Below are 18,558 nucleotides of genomic sequence, written 5' to 3'. Positions count from 1 at the left end.
GGCTTCAGCGCGCTCGCTCGCGCTTCATGTCCTGGGTGCCGATCACGGAGAGGAGTTCCAGTTGGGAGGCGCCCTCGGTGCCGGGCGGGGCGGTGAACCACAGCAGGCGTTGGCAGCCGTCCTCGCTGAAGAGGGTGTGGCAGTCCAGTTCGATGACCCCCAGGGCGGGGTGGACGACGCGCTTGTGGTCGGTCCGCCGGAGGGCGACGTCGTGGGTGGCCCAGAGGGCGGCGAACTCCTCGCTCCGGTGCCGTAATTCGGCCACCAGTCGATCCACGGTGGTGTCGCCGCCGCGCCGGGCGGCGACGGCCTGGAGATCGGCGACGAAGGCCCGGGAGTGGTGGGGGTGGTCCTCGGGCGGGTAGACGGCGCGGGCGCCCGGGTCGGTGAACCAGCGGTGGACGAAGCTCGCCGCGGGGCCGCGTACGGCAGGGGGCGGGCCGAGGAGCGCGGCGGCCAGCGGGTTCTGGACGAGGGTTTCGTGCAGGTCGGTGATGACCTGGGCCGGGGTGGTGGTGAGCCGGTCCAGCAGGCCGAGCAGCGCGGGCTGGACGTGCGCGGCCGGTCCGTGGGCGGCGGGGGGAACGCGGCGGTCGGCGAGGTGGAACAAGTGGTCGCGCGCGTCGCCGTTCAGCCGCAGCGCCCGGGCGAGGGCGGTCAGCACCTGGGTCGAGGGCCGGGCGCCGCGGCCGCGTTCCAGCTCCGTGTAGTAGTCCGCGGAGAGCCCGGCCAGTTGGGCGACCTCCTCGCGCCGCAGACCGGGCACCCGGCGCCGCGGACCGGCGGTCAGCCCGACGTCGGCCGGGCGGATCCGGTCGCGCCGGGACTTCAGGAACGCGGCGAGCTGGGTGTGGTTCACGCCGCTCATCGTCGCGCGCGCCGGTGCGCCGATCCAGGGGACGGCAACCCCTGGGTGGGGACAGCCCTGGCTGGCGCGACGGCACCGGCCCAGGCTGGGGGCTGTCCCCGCTGTCCCGCTGTCCTCTGTCGGAAAGAGAGCCACCATGCCTTTCGCGAACTTCAAGGTCCCTGCCGGAACCCTCGACGAGCAGCAGAAGGAGAAGATCATCACGCGCACGACCGAGCTGTACGTCGAGATCTACGGCGAACGGGCCCGGGCCAACACCCTCGTCCTGGTCGAGGAGGTCGCCGACGGCGGCTGGGGCATCGGCGGCGACGTCCTGACCCTGGCCAAGCTCCAGCAGACCCCCGAGGGCTGATCAGCCCGCCCGTTCCACCCCCGCCAACCGGCGTTCGACGGCACCGCGCAGCGCGGTTGCCCGTGGGTCGTCGTAGTCGGCGAGGAGCCGTAGCGTCTCCGCCCAGGGGCGCCGCGCCGCCTCCGGGTCGCCGCCGCCGAGCACGGCCGTGGCCAGGCCGTCGAGGGCTACGGCCTCGTGCCAGGCGTCGCCCAGGGCGCGGTGGGCGGCTGCGGCCTGGCGGTGGAAGTCGGCCGCCTCGGCGTGACGGCCCAGCCGGTGGTACGCCTCGCCCGCGCCGTGCCAGGCCATCGCCTGTCTGCTGCGGTCGTCGAGGCGCTGGTGGAGCGTGGCGGAGCGGTGGTAGGTGGTGAGGGCGTCGGCGCACTGGTCGTGGGCCTGCTGCGCGTCGCCCAGGGCGAGCAGCCAGTAGCCCTCCAAGCGGAGGTTGCGGAGTTCGACGGCGATCTCTACGGCGGCTTGCGCCAGAGCCAACGCTTGCCCGACGTCCCCCTGTTCACGTCGGACATCGCTCAGCAGGCGCAGGATATTGCCCTCGCCGCGGCGGCTGTCCAGGGCGCGGTGCGCGGTCAGGGCCTGCTCCCCGGCGGCCGCGGCCTCGCGCAGACGTCCGGCACGGTGATGGGCCGTGGCCAGGTTGGACAACGCGGTGGCGGCCCAGTACTCGGCCGCCTGCTCCTGGAAGGTGGCGATGGCCTGCTCGAAGTGGTGGGCGGCGGCCTCGAATTGCCGACGGCGGAGCGCGTGCTGTTGTCGGACTGGCCGCCGTCTGCGCTGGACTCGGTGATGCGTCTAGTCCTTCCTCAAGCGGGGAGGGGGAAGAGTCGCCACTTCGCGGGCGAAGTACGAGGTGACGTCCTCGGCCGCCGCGTAGAGCTTCTCCAGGTAGCCTGCCCAGTTGCCGATGGTGTCCTGGTCGGTGTGCCGGACCGCGCCGACGCAGAACCCGGTCTCGTCGTAGAGCACCTGGAAGAGGGCGCTGCCGCCGAGCACCACGATTTCCGGCAGCGGACCCTCGGTTTCGGCGGGGGCCGCCTGCGCGGCGTCCAGGACCCGGATGCGCTCTCCGTAGTCGGCGCGCTGCCGGTGGGAGTGGAGTTCCCACTGCACGTACGGGGTCAGCGGTGTTTCGATCATCCGCACCCGGTGAAAGGTGTGTCCGTGCTGTGCGTCCTCTTCGGCGGTGGCGCGCAGGTTGTCATGCCGCGCTTCGAGGAGCCTCAGCGCCTCTTCCCATTGCCCCTGGCGAAGCGCGTCGCGGCTGGGGCTGCCCTGCTCCTCGAAGTGCTGAAGGCGCTCCAGCTTCCAGGAGGCGACGTTACGGAGCGCGGCTTCGAGCTCCCGGAAGTCGTGCTTGTAGGTGCCTCGGTCGAGCTGTTCGCCCTGCCCGGGCGGGAGCGTGGGGGCCTGGAGATCAAGCATCGGGGATGTCCGCCTTCGCCTCGCTGAGCATGTTCCCGGGGATGACGACCAGCCGCTCGTCGGGGCCGATGCTCACCCCGTCCGGCAGACGAGGACCGTAGGCGGACGTGAGGTCCCTGCCGATCACCGCGATGTCGCCGTTGTCGAGCTGCCAGATGTCCGGGCAGTCGTCACGGCCTTCGGAATTGCCCAGCTCCTCGGCGGATTTCCCGAGCCGCCGCTCGAATAACGCGGACGGGTCGGCTTCCCAGGGACGGGTCATGTCAGCCTCCGCTTGCAGGTAAGTGCCACAGGGGGGCGATCGTCACTCAGTGTATTCGCGTGGGGACGCGGGAGGGGAAGGCCGCCTCGGGTTTTTGGCCAGTCGGGCGAGGTGGAGGCAGCTTTCGATGAAGTCCCGGGCCGCGCCGGGCGTGACGGTGTCGGCTCCGTGCACGGCTCGGTTGCGAAGGGTGCGCAGCTGGTTGAAGACCTCGACCGTGTCGGGCGGCAGGTCGGCCCGCGTCATGGCTCGCGCGATCTGCGGTCCGGTGGCACGCTCCGGGAGGTGCAGTACGTCCGTCAGCACGCTGAGCAGCGCGTTCCAGGCCGTGATGAGGGCCCCGACGGGGGATGCGTCGACCATGGTCCGGGCTTCCCTGAGCTGTTCGCGCCAGTACGGTGCGTCGAGGGCGGCAGCCTGCGGGTAATAGGGCAGCTCCCACGAGTCCTCAAGGGGCGGGGGCGATCCCTGGGGGACCGGGGGTGCCGAGCGCGGGGTCTCCTCGCGGGTTGACGGGCCGAGGTCCTCCTCCACGCGCTCCGAGGGCGGTGGCGCCGACCCGGGCGGGGGCCAGGGGGTGGGCGGCATTCCCTCTTCGGGGGAGGGCGGTCCCCACCACGGGGGGAGCGGGGGGTCCTCGTCGTCGGGGTTCGGGGGCGCCGTCACCGGTGGGCGGGGGAACGGGACCTGTGGGCCGGCGGTGGCCGCCTCTTCCGCCTGGTTCAGTACGTCCCGTACCCGCGCCTCGAACTCGATCGCGCCCGCCGGAGTCTCCAGGCGCGTCATCCGCGTGAACGCCTCGCGGATGTGGCTGCGCAGGCCCCAGGCCAGGCCCACGGTCACGGCGGGCCAGACCAGTGCCTCCACGTACTTCAGGACGAGTTCAGCGATCTCCACCTCAGCATCCTCGCCGGGTGGGGGAGGACTTATGTCGCCCTCCCCGACTCCGTGACGGAGGTGAGACGTTCAGGCGCCGAGACGCATCAGCAGATGACCCCGGCGGAACCGTTCTCCCTCGCTCGGTTCGCGCAGCATCCGGCCGACCTCGGTGAATCCGGCGTCCTCGGCCAGCTTCGCCAGGCTGTCGATCGGCCACCGGTAGGCCGTCGTCACCTTGTGGTCGAAGGGCGTGACCGGCTCGCCCTCCGATTCGAAGAAGGCGAGCAGGAGATGACCGCCGGGGGCGAGGACGCGGCGGAACTCGGCGAAGTACGGGGGCAGTTCCGCCGGTGGGGTGTGGATGACCGAGTACCAGGACACGATGCCGCCCAGCGAGCCGTCGGCCAGGTCCAGGGCGTCCATGGAACCGACCTCGAACCGCAGATCCGGATACGCCTCGCGGGCGAGGCCGATCATCACCGGCGACAGGTCGACGCCGAAGATGTCCAGCCCCAGGTCCCGCAGATGCGCCGTCACCGGTCCCGGGCCGCATCCCAGCTCGGCGACGGGCCCGGCACCGGGGGGCCGCGCGACCTCGGCGAACGCCGCGAGCATGGCGCGGTCCAGCGGGAAGGTGCGCAGGTCGTCGCGGGGGAGTCCGGCGTACTGGACGGCGATGGCGTCGTAGGCGCCCGAGGTCGTGGTGAGGTGGGAGGGAGGCTCTGTCGCGGGTTCGGTCACGAGCGAGGACCCTACCGCCGGAGCCGTCCTCCGTCAGAGGTTTTGACCGCGGCCCCAACGCCCGCTTGGCGGCCGGGGTCGCCGGTCCGCCGCCGTCCGTACACGTCCGATGGATCTCTCACGGCATGGGGTAGAGACGTCGCGGCGCCATGGGGGCGGAAGGGGCGGGCGGGCCAACCGACCGGCGCGTCGGGGGAGTTCGGGCCGTCGCACACCCCCGTGCGCCGGTGACTCGGTCTTGGTCTCCGCCGGGGGATGCGGGAGATTCATCCGGGCGGTCAATTCAGACGCTCGCGCATCTTTCATCCAGGAGGGGAACATGTCGCCCATTCGCACCTTTGTCGCCGCGTTCATCGTTGCCGGTGTTCTCGCGGGAGCCGGTACGGGCGCCGCGCTGGCCGCGCCCGCGGCCAGCCACTTCGACGACGGCAGCTTCGAAACGCCCAGGGTGGCGGCCAACACGTTCGTGAACCTGGGGACGGGAGGGACCATCGGGCCGTGGAAGGTGACCGCGGGGAACGTCGACCTGATCGGGGACGGGTTCTGGCAGGCGGCCGAGGGCGACCAGTCCGTCGACCTCAACGGTGGCAACGCGGGCGCGGTGTCGCAGACCTTCACGACGATGCCGGGCAAGAGGTACACGGTGAGGTACTCCCTCGCCGGTAACCCCGCCGGTGGTGCGGCCCTGAAGACCGGCCATGTCCTGGTCGACGGCCAGAACTTCCAGAACTTCAGCTTCGACACCACCGGCAAGACCATGGCGAACATGGGCTACGTGACCCGTGAGGTGTCCTTCGTGGCCACCGGCTCCACCACGACGCTGGCCTTCGCCAGCACCCTCTCCGGCGCCTATGGTCCGGTCATCGACGACGTCTCGGTCCGCCACTGCGAGCCGTGCCCCTCCTGCGACTGATCGCGACCCGCAGCGGTACGAACGCCCCGGCACGCCCTGCGCGCCGGGGCGTTCGCGCCGCTTCGGGCCCGCCGGAAAATCAGCGGCACCGCCGCGGACCCCCGTGGGACGATCCGTCGCGTCGTGGGGTGGGGCGGGTTCGGCCGTGGAGGGCGATGGTGTACGCGATATCCCTGGGGGACGACGGCGCGGAGCTGCGCCCGCTCGAACCGTGGCAGGCCGAGGAGTTCCTCGCCCATATGGAGCGGGGGCGGGAGTTCATCGGGCAGCACGTCGTGCTGTCGGACGTCGCGAAGGACCTGGAGTCCAGCCGGACGTTCCTCCGGGCGTACGCACAGAAGGCCGCGACGGACACCGGGCGGCTCTACGGCATCTGGGCGGACGGCAAGCTGGTCGGCGGCGTCCTCTTCCGGACGATGGACGTCGCCCAGGGCACCGCCGAGGCGGGCTGCTGGCTGGAGCCGTCGGCGGTGGGCCGGGGGCTGGTGACCAGGGCCTCCCGCGTGATCATCGACTGGGCCGTCGAGGAGCGCGGCATCCACCGCGTGGAGTGGCACGTCTCGACGGCGAACGAGCCCAGCATCGCCGTGGCCCGCCGGCTCGGGATGACGAAGGACGGCGTCCTGCGGGAGAGCTTCCTGTATCGGGGGAAGCGGCGCGACATGGAGATCTGGTCGGTACTCGCCCCCGAATGGCGCGCAGCCCGGCGGGCGTCCTCGTAAAACGCGACTGGGGTTTTCCGGTGAGCCGGAAAACCCCAGGTCAGTGGCGTGAAGCCAGGTGCGCCGCCAGGGACTCGAACCCCGGACCCGCTGATTAAGAGTCAGCTGCTCTAACCAACTGAGCTAGCGGCGCCTGCTGACGACGGAATCTTACCGGACCTCCGAGCGTGGTCCGAACCAGCCGGTGTAGTTGGTATGGACATGACCAGTCGACCCTGGCTACGCTCCACTTGGTCTAGACCGCATCGCACGGCTCGCAGAAGCACTCCCCACGTCTTCAGGAGCGAAGCATGCGCAAGAAGATCCGCGCCGCCGTGGTCGGCATCGGGCTCGCGGCGGTCTCCGTTCTCGCGACCGGCGGCAGTGCCACCGGTCATGGCTACACCGACTCACCGATCAGCAGGCAGAAGCTGTGCGCCAACGGGACCGTCGCCAACTGTGGCGACATCCAGTACGAGCCGCAGAGCGTGGAGGGGCCCAAGGGGTTCCCGTCGGGCGGGCCCGCGGACGGGACGCTCTGCGCGGGCGGCAACAGCCGGTTCGCCCAGCTCGACGATCCGCGCGGCGGGGCGTGGCCCGCGACCAAGCTGACCGCCGGGAAGAGCTACACCTTCAACTGGCGGTTCACGGCCTCGCACGCGACCACCGACTTCAAGTACTACATCACCAAGAACGGCTGGAATCCGAGCACCAAGGTGACCCGCTCGAACCTCCAGTCCCAGCCGTTCCTGACCGTGCCGTACAACGGTCAGCGGCCGCCGTCCACGCTCTCCCACTCGGGGACGATCCCGAGCGGGATGACCGGACGGCATGTGATCTTCGCCGTCTGGACCATCGCGGACACCGGGAACGCGTTCTACGCCTGCTCGGATGTCCAGTTCTGACCACCCGGCTTCCGGCAGCGAAAGGCCGCCCGGCCTCACAGCCGGGCGGCCACCCATCGGCCTGCGTCACACCTGCGTCACGCGTCGAACGTGCCCGCCTTCGCGCCCCGCAGGAAGGCGGCGAGCGTGGCCGGGGCCGTGGTGAGGACCACGTCCGGGTCGTCGCTCTCCCGGATCAGGAGCCGTCCGCCGCTGGCGGCGATCTCCACGCACTGGCCCTCGCCCACGGAGTACGAGGACTTGCGCCAGCGCGGACGGTGGCTTCCGGCGATCGGTGCAGAGGTACATGAGGTGTTCATGTGTGGGGCCCTCTTTCTCATACGAGATCTGCGATGAGGCCCTTCGTCGCATCCGGGGACAGCGCGCTGTCGGCGATGCGGCCGAAGGCGTCGACGAATACGTTGACGTCGTCGACTCCTTCGACGTACGTGGGGCCGCGCAGGTTCTCCTGAGAGACGACATCCGGCATCGGACCCGGGAAACCCACAAGTGTGAACGCGCCCGCGTCCCCCGGGTTGGGCGCCGCGTCGATCGGCATCACCTGGAGCGTGACCGTCGGCCACTCCGCGACGTCGAGCAGCCGGCGCAGCTGCTCGGTCATGATGGCCGGGCGGTCGGCGAACCGGCGGCGCAGCGCCGTCTCGTGGATGACGGCCCACAGCCGCAGCGGGGTGTCCGGGCGGGTGAGCACGGCCTGGCGGGCGAGCCGCACCTCGGCGAGGGCCGTGACCTCGGACGCGCTGCGGGCCCTGGCGTTCGCGGCGATCGTCTCGCGCGCGTAGTCGGACGTCTGGAGCAGCCCGGGGACGACCAGCGGGGCGTAGTCACGCACGGAGTTGGCGTCCGACTCCAGCGATATGTAGTCGGCGTAGGCGGGCGCGACGACTCCGCGGTACGTCTGCCACCAGCCGCGCTTGCCCGCGTCCTTGGCGAGCCCCTCCAGCGCGATCCGGATGTCGCGGTCGGTGACCTCGTACGCCCGCAGCAGGATCTCGACCTCGGTGGTGCGGATGGTCGCGTTGGCGTTCTCGATGCGCGACAGCTTGGGGGCGGTCCAGTGGCGGGCGCCAGGGGAACCGTCCGCGGCCGCGTTGAGCGCTTCGGCGGCCGCGTCCAGCGTCATCCCCGCTTCGGTGCGCAGCCTCCGCAGAGTGGAACCCAGACGCCTGCGCCGCACGGTGGGCACTGGCTGGTAGGACATCCCGTCAGTCTGTCCTATCGCCGACTGGGGCGACCAGGCGGCATATGCCAGTCTTGAGCCAATGGGTCGAAACATTGCGAGCGGCAGTCCCGATGAGCCAGGATCGCTCTTGTGACACGGCGGCAGTGCGCTGCGCATTGGAGGGGCCCCGGACCATATGGCAGACAACATCCCGCAGCGGTACGAATTCCGCCTCCGCGTCCACCCGCAGAACCTCGCCGAGGTGCGCCGCGCCGTCGGCGCCCGGCTGCGCCTGTGGGGGCGCGAGGAACTGATCACGCCCGCGGCGATGTGCGTCACCGAACTGCTGTCCAACGTCCACAAGCACGCGGCCTCGCCCGAGTGCGTGCTGACGCTCGAATACCGCCCGTACGGGATACGCGCCGCCGTCCGCGACTCCGAGACCGCGCTGCCGGTGGTCAAGGAACCGGACTTCCTCTCGGAGTGCGGGCGCGGGATGTTCCTGCTCAGCAAGACGGCCCACGAGTGGGGTACGGACCTCCACGACCACGGCAAGACGGTCTGGTTCACCCTGCGTGCCGAATCGGTGGATCCGTGACCGTTCGCACCGCTAGCGTGGAGTTGTCGGAACGGCAGGGGAGGGGCCCATGGATCCGGTGACGACAGGTGCGCTGGTCGCGGCGGTCAACGCGGCGGTATCGGGCGCCGGGGGCGAGGCGGGGCGGCGGGCCCTGGAATCGCTCGGCGCGCTGGCCCGCCGGGTGTGGCGGCGCGGCGATGCCGAGCCGGTGCTGGTGGGCGAGCCCGAGCCGGTCGCCATCCCGTACGACGACGAGGAGGGGCTGCGGCGGCTGGCCGATCTGCTGGTCGAACGGTCCCGGCAGGACCCGGAGTTCGGGCGCGATCTGGCCGCGTGGCTGGGGGAGTTCGGCGAGCCCGCCGAGCGGGAGACGGGCGCGGTCCACAACAGCTTCTCCGGGACTGCCTCGGGCTCGGTCTTCCAGGGGCGCGACTTCGGCAAGATCACGTTCGGGCAGTGACCACGCCCCCGTCCGGGACAGTGGCAGCAACCGGACAGGGCCGGTTCCGGTTCGTGGCGGAACGTGTACGGATCGCGACTGATCGCGTCCGAGTGGGGGGCGTGCGAGCTGACGGTTCGTAACTTACTGACAAAACGCACCGCTTGACGTGCGGTCGAGCGCCGGGTCGCGCTCTGACGCGCCGGACTTGGTCTATTCTTTACTTCACGCCCCGCGTTGACGCCGTCGCTGTGCGCGAATTACTGTCATCAGTGATTTCGCACCATGCTGCCTCCGCGTATTGAGGCACGGAAATTCCAGGAACCAGGCCGGTATTTGCAAATCTAGGTAACTGTCGCCCTGCAGGGGAAGTCATGGTTGGTCTTGTGACGATGTCCGAGCCTTCTCCTGAGCATGGGGCGGACTCCTCGGGGTCCGCCATGACCGGCGACTATGTCGAGCGGGCCCTGCTGGCCGCCCGCGATCTGATCGAATCCACGGTCACCCGGCACCGGCGGGAGCTGGCCCAGGACTCCTGGGCGGGGAAGGCTCTCGGGCAGGTACCGCTCGCCGAGGTCGTCGACACGCTCGTGGACGGTGCCGAACGGACCGTGAACGTCGTCCTGTCGGGCGGCGAGGAGCAGTCGGAGGTCGTCTGCGCGGCGCTGGCCCGGCCCGCCCGGGGCGGCCGCGGACGCCGCGCGGTGCGGCTGCTGTGTCTGCCGCGGGCGCTGGACGCGGCCCGGGTGCGGGCGCTGGCGCGCACCGATCCGCGCTGCGAAGTCCGGGTGTGTGACGGGGAGTTACCGGAGGCGCTGTTCATCGACGGCCAGATCGTCTACGTACGGAACGAACCGCCGGACCCGGCGCGGGACGGCGGGCGGCAGGCGTCGCTCGTCGAGGATCCCGCCGCGGTGCAGGCCCTGGAGCTGATGTTCGCGGGGACCTGGGGGAACGCCGTGGCGCTGGAGGACTATCCGCGGCTGGGCGGGCGGCTGTGCCCCAACTCCACGCGGCGCATCCTGGAATGCCTGCGCACCGGGCACACCGACGAGGTGGCGGCGCGCGAGATGCAGGTGTCCCTGCGGACCTACCGCCGGTACGTCGCGGAGATCATGCGGGAGCTGGGGGCCGGATCCCGCTTCCAGGCGGGGGCGCGGGCGGTGGAACTGGGGCTGCTGCCGGACCACTGAGACCGCCTTCGTCCGGAGCCCATGGACCGGAGCCCAAAAGCCGAAGCCCATAGCCCTTGGCACTCGAGACCTTGACCACGTCGCGAGGCAGGAATAACGACATGAAGGATCCCGGCGATCCGGGGGACGTTCTGGAGCGGACGTTACGGGAGGTGCGGGCCCTCATCGAGGCCACCGTCGTCGAACACCGGGCCCGCAGAACGAGAACGGGGCAGTTCACGCAGGTGGGGATGGCGGACGGGGCGTTCCTCGCCGCCGCCGAACAGGTGATCACCAAGGCCCGCGGGCGGGTGGACGCCGTGTTCCCGGAAGCGCCCGGCCGGATGGCGGCGGCGCACGCGGCGCTCACCGCCCTGCTGCTGAACCTGGACGACGACGCGGTGGGGGTGCGGGTGCTGCGCGGCCGCGCCCCGGGCGGCGGCTCGGCGGGCCCAGGGCCCGTGCCCGCGCCCATCCCGGGCCCCGCGCACCCGCCCGCGTCCGTGCCCGCGCCCGCCCCCGGCACCGCGCCCGGCCCCGAGGCGGCGGCCGACGCGCCCGCGCCCGCACCCCGCCCCGCACAGGTCCGGATCGCCCAGGTGGCCCTGCCCACGGTCGTGATCGCCGACGGCCGGACCGCGCTGGTGTGCACGGAGTCGGCGAACGGACGGCACACCTCGGTCATCGAGGACCGGGTGGTGGTCGGCTCGCTCCACGGCATGTTCCGCTCCATCTGGGCGGGCGCCACCCCCGCCCCGCGCCCGCTCGACTTCGGCAACCGCGCCCGTACGGAGATGGTGCGGCGGGTGCTGGCGCGGCTGCGGGACGGGGTCACCGACGAGGCGGCCGCCCGCGATCTGGCGATTTCCGTGCGTACGTACCGCCGCTATGTCACCGGGATCCTGGAACTGCTGGACGCCAACTCGCGCTTCCAGGCCGGGGCGCGCGCCTCCGAGCTGGGCATTCTCGGGGAACGCTGAGGAAGGGGAGGGAAGTCCGGCACCGGAATTGTTTCGTTTTCCCATCGTCATTGTGAACCGGTGTGCGCTGGCGATAGGTTGCATCGCGGGCGTGCCGGGGATCTGGTAACAGCCGGTAATACAAGGGGATTTGGGGATGGGCGAGGGGTACGGGAGCGGTACGACGGTCACGGCGGCCAAGGCCGTCGCGCGCGATGAGCCGGATGCGGTGACGCCACGGCGTGAACCGCATTTCCCCCGGCCGGGGCGTGCACGAAAGACCCGCGAGAACAGTGGCGGGCGCCGTGCGGAGGGCATGTTCCGGGGAGTGCTTCCGCCGCTCGTATTCGGGCTGGCGCTGCTTCTCGTCTGGGACATCGTCACCCGTACCGGAGCGGTGGCGGAGTTCTATCTTCCAGGGCCGGTCGACTTGGCCCGGCATTTCGTCGACCAGTTACTGCACGATTCACTCCTCGACTACACCTGGGAAACCGTACGAGAAGCGCTGGCCGGAAGCGGTATGGGAATCGGAGTGGCGCTGCCGCTCGGCTATCTCATCGCCCGCAGCGACCTGGCGGCCGCCGCGCTCCAGCCGTACATCGCCGCCTCGCAGGCCGTGCCCGCCGTGGCGCTGGCCCCGCTGCTCGCGCTGTGGCTCGGCTACGGGCTGCTGCCGATCGCCGTGCTGTGCGCGCTCCTCGTCTTCTTCCCCATCCTCGTCAACACCGTGCTGGGGCTGCGCGCCCTGGACCCCGAGGTGCTGGGCGCCGCCCGAGTGGACGGCGTCGGATGGTGGGGAATGCTCTGGTACATCGAGCTTCCGCTCGCCCTGCCCAGCATCCTCGCCGGGGTGCGCAACGGGCTCACGCTCTCCATCACCGGGGCGGTGGTGGGGGAGTTCGTCATGGGCGGCGAGGGCCTGGGACAGCTGCTCGCGGTGCAGCGCCAGGCGGCCGACACCATCGGCCTGTTCTCCACACTCGTCATGCTCGCCCTGCTCGCCGCCGGTCTGTACGGGGTGGTCCGGCTGGTCGAGCGGCTCGCTCAGCGTGACTGACCGGTGAGCGACCGGTCGTATCCGATGCACGATCCGATTCACGAGTCGATTCGCGAGGAGAAGTACGTGCGTTCAGTGCAGACGACCATGAGGACCGCCCTCAGACAGCGGGTTCTGGGGGCGGCTCTCGTGTCGGTGGTGGCCGCGGCCACCCTGACCTCATGCGCCGAGGAGCCGAAGGACGCGGCGGGCAAGGGCGGCAAGAGCATCACCGTAGGACTGACCTACACCCCGAACATCCAGTTCTCGCCCTTCTATGTGGCCGCCGAGAAGGGCTATTACAAGGACGCCGGACTGAATGTGACGCTGCGCCACCACGGCGCCGCCGAGGACCTCTTCGGGGCGCTGAAGTCCGGCAAGGAGGACGTCGTCTACGCGGGCGGCGACGAGATGCTTCAGGTGCGCGCCTCGGACAATCTGCCGGTCGTGGACATCGCGACCTTCTACCAGAAATACCCCGTGGGCCTGATCGTGCCCCAGGACTCGGACATCAGGAAACCGGCCGATCTCAAGGGCCGTAAGATCGGAACTCCCGGCCCCTTCGGCGAGACGTATTTCGGTCTGCTCGCCCTTCTCAAGGAGGGCGGACTTTCCCTGAAGCAGGCCAAGATCCAGAACATCGGATTCACCCAGCAGGCGGCCCTGACCGGAAACAAGGTCGAGGGCGTGATGGGCTATCTGAACAACGACGCCATTTCCTTCGAGGAAGCGGGCAAGAAGGTCCGGGCGATTACGCTCGACTCCGGGGACAAGGGCGATCCGCTGGTCGGGGTCGGTCTGGGTGTCAAGAAGGACGTGCTCGACAAGCGCGGTGACGACATGAAGAAGTTCGTCGCCGCGTCGCTGCGCGGGCTGCGCTACGCGATGGACAACCCGGACGACACCATCAAGCTCAGCGAGAAATACGTGCCGGGGCTGCGCGGCGAAAAGCAGCAGAAGAACGCGAAGGCGGTCCTCAAGGCCACGACGCCGATGATGAAGACGGACGGCGGCGAGGTCGGCGTCAACGACCCGCTGACCTGGGCCCGGATGGCCGATTTCATGTACGACCAGGGGCTGCTGGAGAAGACGGTCACCCCTGAGGACGCGTACGACAACGGCTTCCTGCCGAAGTCCTAGCTGTCCGGGGGAGGCGCGGCCGCCGCGCGCCGGTGCAGTGCGGCGGCCACCGCGAACGCGGCGCCGGCGCCGGCCGCGAGCGCGGTCCAGCTGCCCGTCGCCGAGAAGTGGGCCACCACGAACAGCCCGAGCGGCGGCCCGGTGGCCGTGCCCAGGTTCCAGGCCAGCGAGGCGAGCGCGCCCGCCCGCCCCACGGCCGCCTCGCCGGACCAGCGCAGCAGCAGCGGGTAGAAGGCCGAGGAGTACGTCAGCTCGCCCGCCGCGAAGATCACCGCGAAGGCCAGCAGCAGCCCGTGGCGGAGGACCGGCGCCACCCCGTCCCCGGCCAGCGCCGCCCCGAGTCCGCAGCCGAACGCCGCCACCCACAGCACCGGCCCGGCGGCCAGGCTCACGGTTTCCGGCAGCCGCTCCAGCGTCCGGCTCAAGACCGGCTGGAGGGCGACCAGAGCGAAGGAGTTGGCCGCCACGACGGTGCTCACCCAGCCCAGGGTGACGGCCATGTCGTCGTGCAGCAGCAGCGGCACCGTGGCCTCGATCTGGGTGAAGCCGACGATGGCGAAGAGGGCCTGGGCGAGGATGAGCAGCGCCATGGGGCGGGCGCGGAGGAGAGTGCGGTACGTGGTCTGGTCGGCGGCCGGGGCTTCCGTCGGCGCGGTCCGCCCGGCCTTTCGCGGCCGTACGTACCACGTCGCCGCGACGAGGGGGAGCGCGGCCAGCGCGTTGGCCAGATACAGCCAGCGGAGGGTGCCGACGGGGGTGTGCGCGCCGTGCAGCGCGAGCCCGGCGGCCACCGAACCCACCCCGATGCCGACGTTGTTGACGATGTGCCGGACGGAGAACGCGGTACGGCGGCCACTCTCCGGAACGATCGCGTCCACGACGCCCACGATCGACGCGTAGAACAGCCCGAACCCCACGCCCACGCACGCCCCCGACGCGAGGACCAGGGAGGTGGTGTCGGCCGGGGCCAGCATCCCGTACCCGGCGGCGAGCGCCGCCCCGCCCAGCACCCCCACCCGGTGCGGCCCGCGCCGGTCGGCCAGCGGGCCTCCGACGAGGGCCGCGGCGAAGCTGGCCGCGGCCATCGCGACGAAGTACCCGCCCGCGGCCCGGGCGCCGAGGCCGAGCAGCTCGCTGACGTAGATCGCGGTGAACGGGAAGCAGAGGCCGTTGCCGAGGGTGGAGACCAGCAGGGCACCCATGAGCAGATGGAAGCGGTGCCCCAGCCGTTCCCGTTTCACGCGGTGAGCGCGGCGCGCACCGAGAGCAGCTTCTCGACCGCCGCCAGGTCGTACGGTGCGGGCAGCGACAGGATGAGATGCACCGCCCCGGCCTCCGCGAACCCCTCCGCCAGCGGCAGTTGGTCCGGGTTGACCATGACCGTACGGGCCACCTGGCCGGGATCGCGGCCGACCCGCTCGCACCACTCGTCCAGGGCCCGGTTCAGCTCCCGGAACTCGGCGACCGGGTCGGTCGCGGCCCAGCCGTACCAGTTCCACCAGTCCGCTTCGCGGGCCACCAGCTCCAGCGTGCGCCGTCGCCCGGCGCCCCCGATGAGCAGCGGAAGCGGCCCCGCGGGGCCGGGGTTGAGCTTGGCCAGCCGCGCCTTGACGGCCGTGACCGAGGCGGCGAACGCGTCCATGCGCCCGGCCGGTCCGGGGAACGGTATGCCGTACTCGGTGTGCTCGGCCTCGAACCAGCCCGCGCCCAGCCCCAGCACCAGCCGCCCGCCGCTGAGCTGGTCCACGGTGCGGGCCATGTCGGCGAGCAGATGGGGGTTGCGGAAGGCGGTGCAGGTGACGAGGGGGCCGATGGTGGCGTGCGTGGTCTCGACCGCCATCGCGGACAGCAGCGACCAGCACTCGTAGTGGGTGCCGTCCGGGTCGCCGCTGTGGGGAAGGAAGTGGTCCCAGGTCCACAGCGAGTCGACGCCGAGCGCGTCGGCCTGCCGCCAGGCGGTGCGGAGTTCCTGGATGCCGGTGTGCTGGGGGTGAAGCTGTACGCCGATGCGCAACGGTGGTCCCTTCGGTTGTTTTTCCCCCACCCCGCCCCTCCCAGCCCCAGGGGCACAGCCCCTGGACCCCGCCCACGCCGACCGGCGGGGCAAGCGCCCGCTTCCGGGCGGGTGATGCGGGGCGGCGGGTCGGGGCGTACGTACGGTGCCGCAGGGTGGCCGCAGCCTCCTGGGCCGGAGTCGGCTACGGGGTTACTACCACGCGGTAGACCGGGGTTTCCGCGGCCTGCTTCAGCGCCTTCTCCACCTCTTCCAGGCCGTACCGGGCCGTCACCAGCTCGGCCAGGCGGGCCGTCAGCGCGCCGCCGCGCAGGAGTTCGGCTGCCGTGCGCCAGTCGTCCGGTTCGTGGCTGAAGGAGCCCGTCACCGTCAGCTGGCGGCGGTGGACCTCGTAGCCCGGGAGGTCGGCGGATGGGCCGCCCGAGGCGCCGCCGAAGAGGACGATCGTTCCGCCGTCCGCCACGGCGGCCAGGGCGGCGGCGATGCATTCGGCGCTGGCGATGGTGACGAAGACGACGTCCGCGGAGGGGAGTTGGCGGACGTCCTCGGGGCGTACGGCGCGCTCGGGGACCGCCGCGCGGCGCTCCTCGTCGCGCTCCACCACCGCGACCTCGCGCGCGCCCAGCTCGCGGGCCACGGCCAGGTGCAGATGGCCCATGTACCCGGCGCCGATGACGGTCACCCGGTCCCCGGCGCGGAAGCCTCCGCGGCGCAGGGAGTGGACGACGCAGGCGAGCGGTTCGCCCATGGCGGCGACCGCCGGGTCGGTGTCGCCGACCGACCAGACGCGGGAGGCGGGGAGCACGATGTGGTCGGCGAGCCCGGCGCCCATGGCGATCGCGCCGTCCGCCTCGCGCACCCGGCCCTGGAGGGCGACGCAGATGGCGGACTGGCCGCGGCGGCAGGCGCGGCAGGCGCCGCAGCGGGGGAGGCCGTCGAGGGTGACGAGGGAGCCGACGGCGGGCATGTCCTCTAGCCCGGCGGCGCTGGCGCCGACGCGTTCGACCCACCCGGAGATCTCGTGTCCGGCCGCGGCCGGGTAGACGGGCATGCGCCCGGCGTACAGGTTGGCCTCCATGGTGCAGACGCCGCATGCCGCGATGCGCACCAGCACTTCCGAGTCACCGACGTCGGGCACGGGTATCCGTCTTAACTCGACCTCGCCTGCCGCGGTGATGACCGCTGTACGCATGGGAACAGCCTTCCGGAATACGGACGTTGTGCCGGGAGGCTATGCCCGTACCCCCGGGGAGGCAAGGAAAGGATCACGGGGCGATCAGCGGGTGCCCTCGGCGTACGACGCCCGCCGGAACGTCCACCAGATGATGGCCGCGCCGACCGCCGCGGCGATCGCCCCGATCACCGCGGCGACGTGCATGGCGTGGACGAACCCCTGGTCGGCGAAGTCGGACAGCCGCGGCATGCGCAGCTGCCCGGCGACGAGCCGGGTGGCCTCGGGGGACTCCTCGGCGGCACCGGCGGCGCCCGGCGGCAGACCGTCCAGCTTGGGGCTGATCTCGCCGCGGTAGACACCGGCCAGGATGGAGCCGAGGACCGCGACCCCGAGGACGCCGCCGATCTGCCGCATCGCGTTGTTGACGGCGGACCCGGCGCCGGTGCGGTCGGCGGGCAGGACGGCCATGATGGCCTCGGTGGTGGGGGCCACGGCGGCGCCCATGCCGAGTCCCTGGAGGATCAGGAAGACCCAGAACAGCCCCAGGCCGCTGTGCTCGTCCAGGAAGACGTACGCGAAGAAGCCGACCGTGGCGATGACCATGGCGACGCCGACGACGCGGCGCACCCCGTACGCCCGCACCAGCTTCGCCGAGAGCGGCGCGCCCAGCAGCACGCCGATCGCGACGGGGGCGATGGACAGCCCGCACTCCAGCGGGGTCTGCCCGTGGACGCCCTGGAGGTAGAAGCTGGTGTAGTACATCGAGCCGTTGAGGCCGAAGAAGGTCAGCATCACGGCCACGCTCGCTCCGGTGAACCGGCGGTTGCGGAAGAGCCGGACGTCGAAGCTCGGGTTGGCGACCCGCAGTTCGACCAGGACGAACACCAGAACGAGGACCGCGCCGACGGCGAACGCGCCGAGAATGGCCGGATCGTTCCAGTCGTTGCGGTGACCGCCCTCGATGACGGCCCACACGATGGCGAAGAGGCCGACGGTGGAGAGCACCACGCCCAGCGGGTCGAACTTCTGCCGCACCCTGGCGCCCGCCCCGGGCAGGAACACCAGCGAACCGGCCACGCACAGCACGACGATCGGCACGTTGACGAGGAAGACCGACCCCCACCAGAAGTGGTCGAGCAGCACCCCGCTGAGCATCGGACCGGTGGCGATGGCGATACCGCTGGAGCCGGACCAGATGGCGATGGCGGTCGCGCGGTGCCGCTCGTCGAAGACCTGGGCGATCAGCGCGAGCGTGGCGGGCATGATCAGGGCGCTGCCGATGCCCATCGCCCCGCGGGCGACGATGAGTTCGGTGGCCGAGCCCGCGTACCCGGCCCAGGCCGAGGCGCCGCCGAACACGAGCATGCCGGTGAGCAGCAGATTGCGGTGGCCGTAGCGGTCGGCGAGCACCCCGCCGGTGAAGAGCAGCACCGCGAAGACCAGCGTGTAGGAGCTGATGCTCCACTGGAGCTGGTTGGGGCTGGCGCCGAGCCCCTCGTCCGGGTCGGCCAGTGTCTTGAGAGCGACGTTCAGAACGGTGTTGTCGAGCCAAACCGCGAGTTGGGAGAAGACCAGCACCGCGAGGGCGAGCCATTGACGGCCGGTGGGCGACCCCGGGGTGCCCGCCGGTGCCGTGTCGGTGATCGCGGTGTTCTGTGCGGCCATGGGGGCGGCGCCTTTCGGGGACCACTGAAGGGTGGGGGGTCCGCGCTCGTACGGCAAGGGACGACTTGCTGGCTCAAGGCTTGCTGGCTCAAGAGGAAGTTACCAATCTGCCGAGCCGGGGCGCAGCCCCTTGACCCCGTTCGAGGGTCTTCCCGCGCGGAAGGGCGATGGTAT

At 71.2% G+C, this 18,558-nt stretch carries 21 protein-coding genes, 1 tRNA gene and 1 pseudogene; 10 read left to right on the top strand and 13 right to left on the bottom strand.

Features of this window, described 5'->3' with window-relative positions; genetic code table 11:
- Positions 1-4: 4 nt before the first annotated feature.
- The gene (locus tag ACZ59A_RS06600) at positions 5-868 is read right to left on the bottom strand and encodes a helix-turn-helix transcriptional regulator (protein ID WP_470954306.1); all 864 of its coding nucleotides are present in this window, start codon (positions 866-868) and stop codon (positions 5-7) included.
- A gap of 136 nt (positions 869-1,004) precedes the next feature.
- Here ACZ59A_RS06600 and ACZ59A_RS06595 point away from each other — a divergent pair, with 136 nt between their 5' ends.
- Positions 1,005-1,220 (top strand): tautomerase family protein, encoded by a 216-nt coding sequence (locus tag ACZ59A_RS06595; protein WP_470954303.1) that lies wholly within the window; start codon positions 1,005-1,007, stop codon positions 1,218-1,220.
- On the opposite strand, the pseudogene ACZ59A_RS06590 reads toward ACZ59A_RS06595, so the two are convergent.
- From ACZ59A_RS06590 to ACZ59A_RS06570, 5 genes and pseudogenes are all read right to left on the bottom strand, one after another.
- A pseudogene (locus ACZ59A_RS06590) lies at positions 1,221-1,955 on the bottom strand (tetratricopeptide repeat protein); the annotation flags it as partial. It abuts the gene before it with no gap.
- A 57-nt stretch (positions 1,956-2,012) separates the two neighbouring features.
- Positions 2,013-2,642, bottom strand: coding sequence for a DUF6879 family protein (locus ACZ59A_RS06585; protein ID WP_470954300.1), 630 nt, complete (start codon positions 2,640-2,642; stop codon positions 2,013-2,015).
- Entirely contained in the window at positions 2,635-2,904 is a 270-nt protein-coding gene (locus ACZ59A_RS06580; RefSeq protein ID WP_470954297.1) for a hypothetical protein, read from the bottom strand. The genes ACZ59A_RS06585 and ACZ59A_RS06580 overlap by 8 nt, the downstream gene beginning before the upstream one ends.
- 42 nt (positions 2,905-2,946) lie before the next feature.
- Positions 2,947-3,801 carry a DUF4145 domain-containing protein gene (locus ACZ59A_RS06575; RefSeq protein ID WP_470954294.1) on the bottom strand — a complete coding sequence of 285 codons (855 nt, stop codon included), beginning with the start codon at positions 3,799-3,801 and terminating at the stop codon, positions 2,947-2,949.
- Between the two features lie 69 nt (positions 3,802-3,870).
- Positions 3,871-4,524, bottom strand: coding sequence for a class I SAM-dependent DNA methyltransferase (locus tag ACZ59A_RS06570; RefSeq protein ID WP_470954291.1), 654 nt, complete (start codon positions 4,522-4,524; stop codon positions 3,871-3,873).
- A gap of 319 nt (positions 4,525-4,843) precedes the next feature.
- Here ACZ59A_RS06570 and ACZ59A_RS06565 point away from each other — a divergent pair, with 319 nt between their 5' ends.
- A complete protein-coding gene (locus ACZ59A_RS06565) occupies positions 4,844-5,437 on the top strand; it encodes a choice-of-anchor C family protein (protein WP_470954288.1) in 594 nt (197 codons plus the stop codon).
- A 158-nt stretch (positions 5,438-5,595) separates the two neighbouring features.
- The gene (locus ACZ59A_RS06560) at positions 5,596-6,159 is read left to right on the top strand and encodes a GNAT family N-acetyltransferase (RefSeq protein ID WP_470954676.1); all 564 of its coding nucleotides are present in this window, start codon (positions 5,596-5,598) and stop codon (positions 6,157-6,159) included.
- 59 nt (positions 6,160-6,218) lie between these two features.
- On the opposite strand, the gene ACZ59A_RS06555 is transcribed toward ACZ59A_RS06560, so the two are convergent.
- Positions 6,219-6,292, bottom strand: a tRNA-Lys gene (locus tag ACZ59A_RS06555).
- 157 nt (positions 6,293-6,449) lie between these two features.
- Between ACZ59A_RS06555 and ACZ59A_RS06550 the strand changes: the two genes are divergently transcribed.
- Positions 6,450-7,043, top strand: a complete 594-nt coding sequence (locus ACZ59A_RS06550) for a lytic polysaccharide monooxygenase auxiliary activity family 9 protein (RefSeq protein WP_468052913.1) — start codon at positions 6,450-6,452, stop codon at positions 7,041-7,043.
- Between the two features lie 77 nt (positions 7,044-7,120).
- Here ACZ59A_RS06550 and ACZ59A_RS06545 read toward each other — a convergent pair whose 3' ends face one another.
- Positions 7,121-7,342, bottom strand: a complete 222-nt coding sequence (locus tag ACZ59A_RS06545) for a DUF397 domain-containing protein (protein ID WP_470954285.1) — start codon at positions 7,340-7,342, stop codon at positions 7,121-7,123.
- 17 nt (positions 7,343-7,359) lie between these two features.
- The gene (locus ACZ59A_RS06540) at positions 7,360-8,244 is read right to left on the bottom strand and encodes a helix-turn-helix domain-containing protein (RefSeq protein WP_470954282.1); all 885 of its coding nucleotides are present in this window, start codon (positions 8,242-8,244) and stop codon (positions 7,360-7,362) included.
- A gap of 157 nt (positions 8,245-8,401) precedes the next feature.
- On the opposite strand from ACZ59A_RS06540, the gene ACZ59A_RS06535 reads away from it, so the two are divergent.
- The 6 genes from ACZ59A_RS06535 (at position 8,402) to ACZ59A_RS06510 (ending at position 13,531) form a co-directional block, all read left to right on the top strand.
- Positions 8,402-8,803, top strand: a complete 402-nt coding sequence (locus ACZ59A_RS06535; RefSeq protein ID WP_470954279.1) for an ATP-binding protein — start codon at positions 8,402-8,404, stop codon at positions 8,801-8,803.
- Positions 8,804-8,852: 49 nt separating this feature from the next.
- Complete coding sequence (locus tag ACZ59A_RS06530; RefSeq protein ID WP_470954277.1) at positions 8,853-9,245, top strand: hypothetical protein; 393 nt, start codon at positions 8,853-8,855, stop codon at positions 9,243-9,245.
- Between the two features lie 419 nt (positions 9,246-9,664).
- Complete coding sequence (locus tag ACZ59A_RS06525; protein WP_470954275.1) at positions 9,665-10,417, top strand: response regulator transcription factor; 753 nt, start codon at positions 9,665-9,667, stop codon at positions 10,415-10,417.
- 101 nt (positions 10,418-10,518) lie between these two features.
- Positions 10,519-11,376: a helix-turn-helix transcriptional regulator gene (locus tag ACZ59A_RS06520; RefSeq protein WP_470954273.1), complete on the top strand. Its 858-nt coding sequence runs from the start codon at positions 10,519-10,521 to the stop codon at positions 11,374-11,376.
- 499 nt (positions 11,377-11,875) lie between these two features.
- The gene (locus ACZ59A_RS06515) at positions 11,876-12,412 is read left to right on the top strand and encodes an ABC transporter permease (RefSeq protein ID WP_468052990.1); all 537 of its coding nucleotides are present in this window, start codon (positions 11,876-11,878) and stop codon (positions 12,410-12,412) included.
- A gap of 66 nt (positions 12,413-12,478) precedes the next feature.
- The gene (locus ACZ59A_RS06510) at positions 12,479-13,531 is read left to right on the top strand and encodes an ABC transporter substrate-binding protein (protein WP_470954272.1); all 1,053 of its coding nucleotides are present in this window, start codon (positions 12,479-12,481) and stop codon (positions 13,529-13,531) included.
- On the opposite strand, the gene ACZ59A_RS06505 is transcribed toward ACZ59A_RS06510, so the two are convergent.
- From ACZ59A_RS06505 to ACZ59A_RS06490, 4 genes are all read right to left on the bottom strand, one after another.
- Positions 13,528-14,772 carry an MFS transporter gene (locus ACZ59A_RS06505; protein ID WP_470954270.1) on the bottom strand — a complete coding sequence of 415 codons (1,245 nt, stop codon included), beginning with the start codon at positions 14,770-14,772 and terminating at the stop codon, positions 13,528-13,530. The two genes, ACZ59A_RS06510 and ACZ59A_RS06505, sit on opposite strands and share 4 nt — an antisense overlap.
- The gene (locus ACZ59A_RS06500) at positions 14,769-15,545 is read right to left on the bottom strand and encodes an LLM class F420-dependent oxidoreductase (protein ID WP_470954267.1); all 777 of its coding nucleotides are present in this window, start codon (positions 15,543-15,545) and stop codon (positions 14,769-14,771) included. The genes ACZ59A_RS06505 and ACZ59A_RS06500 overlap by 4 nt, the downstream gene beginning before the upstream one ends.
- Before the next feature lie 184 nt (positions 15,546-15,729).
- Positions 15,730-16,737 carry a zinc-dependent alcohol dehydrogenase gene (locus ACZ59A_RS06495; RefSeq protein ID WP_470954265.1) on the bottom strand — a complete coding sequence of 336 codons (1,008 nt, stop codon included), beginning with the start codon at positions 16,735-16,737 and terminating at the stop codon, positions 15,730-15,732.
- Between the two features lie 84 nt (positions 16,738-16,821).
- Entirely contained in the window at positions 16,822-18,384 is a 1,563-nt protein-coding gene (locus ACZ59A_RS06490; RefSeq protein WP_470954263.1) for an MFS transporter, read from the bottom strand.
- Positions 18,385-18,558: the final 174 nt, after the last annotated feature.

The organism is Streptomyces sp. NPDC040405 (genome assembly GCF_055595765.1).
The sequence above is the reverse complement of the archived record's forward strand: the minus strand, read 5'-3'. Positions and strand labels throughout refer to the sequence as shown.

What these genes read in the sequence shown, in the direction of transcription:
- ACZ59A_RS06525 (WP_470954275.1), top strand. Translation starts at nt 9,665, where the DNA reads ATGACCGGCGACTATGTCGAGCGGGCCCTGCTGGCCGCCCGCGATCTG.
- ACZ59A_RS06520 (WP_470954273.1), top strand. Translation starts at nt 10,519, where the DNA reads ATGAAGGATCCCGGCGATCCGGGGGACGTTCTGGAGCGGACGTTACGG.
- ACZ59A_RS06535 (WP_470954279.1), top strand. Translation starts at nt 8,402, where the DNA reads ATGGCAGACAACATCCCGCAGCGGTACGAATTCCGCCTCCGCGTCCAC.
- ACZ59A_RS06585 (WP_470954300.1), bottom strand. Translation starts at nt 2,642, where the DNA reads ATGCTTGATCTCCAGGCCCCCACGCTCCCGCCCGGGCAGGGCGAACAG.
- ACZ59A_RS06565 (WP_470954288.1), top strand. Translation starts at nt 4,844, where the DNA reads ATGTCGCCCATTCGCACCTTTGTCGCCGCGTTCATCGTTGCCGGTGTT.
- ACZ59A_RS06550 (WP_468052913.1), top strand. Translation starts at nt 6,450, where the DNA reads ATGCGCAAGAAGATCCGCGCCGCCGTGGTCGGCATCGGGCTCGCGGCG.
- ACZ59A_RS06530 (WP_470954277.1), top strand. Translation starts at nt 8,853, where the DNA reads ATGGATCCGGTGACGACAGGTGCGCTGGTCGCGGCGGTCAACGCGGCG.
- ACZ59A_RS06490 (WP_470954263.1), bottom strand. Translation starts at nt 18,384, where the DNA reads ATGGCCGCACAGAACACCGCGATCACCGACACGGCACCGGCGGGCACC.
- ACZ59A_RS06595 (WP_470954303.1), top strand. Translation starts at nt 1,005, where the DNA reads ATGCCTTTCGCGAACTTCAAGGTCCCTGCCGGAACCCTCGACGAGCAG.
- ACZ59A_RS06495 (WP_470954265.1), bottom strand. Translation starts at nt 16,737, where the DNA reads ATGCGTACAGCGGTCATCACCGCGGCAGGCGAGGTCGAGTTAAGACGG.
- ACZ59A_RS06580 (WP_470954297.1), bottom strand. Translation starts at nt 2,904, where the DNA reads ATGACCCGTCCCTGGGAAGCCGACCCGTCCGCGTTATTCGAGCGGCGG.
- ACZ59A_RS06515 (WP_468052990.1), top strand. Translation starts at nt 11,876, where the DNA reads ATGGGAATCGGAGTGGCGCTGCCGCTCGGCTATCTCATCGCCCGCAGC.
- ACZ59A_RS06545 (WP_470954285.1), bottom strand. Translation starts at nt 7,342, where the DNA reads ATGAACACCTCATGTACCTCTGCACCGATCGCCGGAAGCCACCGTCCG.
- ACZ59A_RS06600 (WP_470954306.1), bottom strand. Translation starts at nt 868, where the DNA reads ATGAGCGGCGTGAACCACACCCAGCTCGCCGCGTTCCTGAAGTCCCGG.
- ACZ59A_RS06540 (WP_470954282.1), bottom strand. Translation starts at nt 8,244, where the DNA reads ATGTCCTACCAGCCAGTGCCCACCGTGCGGCGCAGGCGTCTGGGTTCC.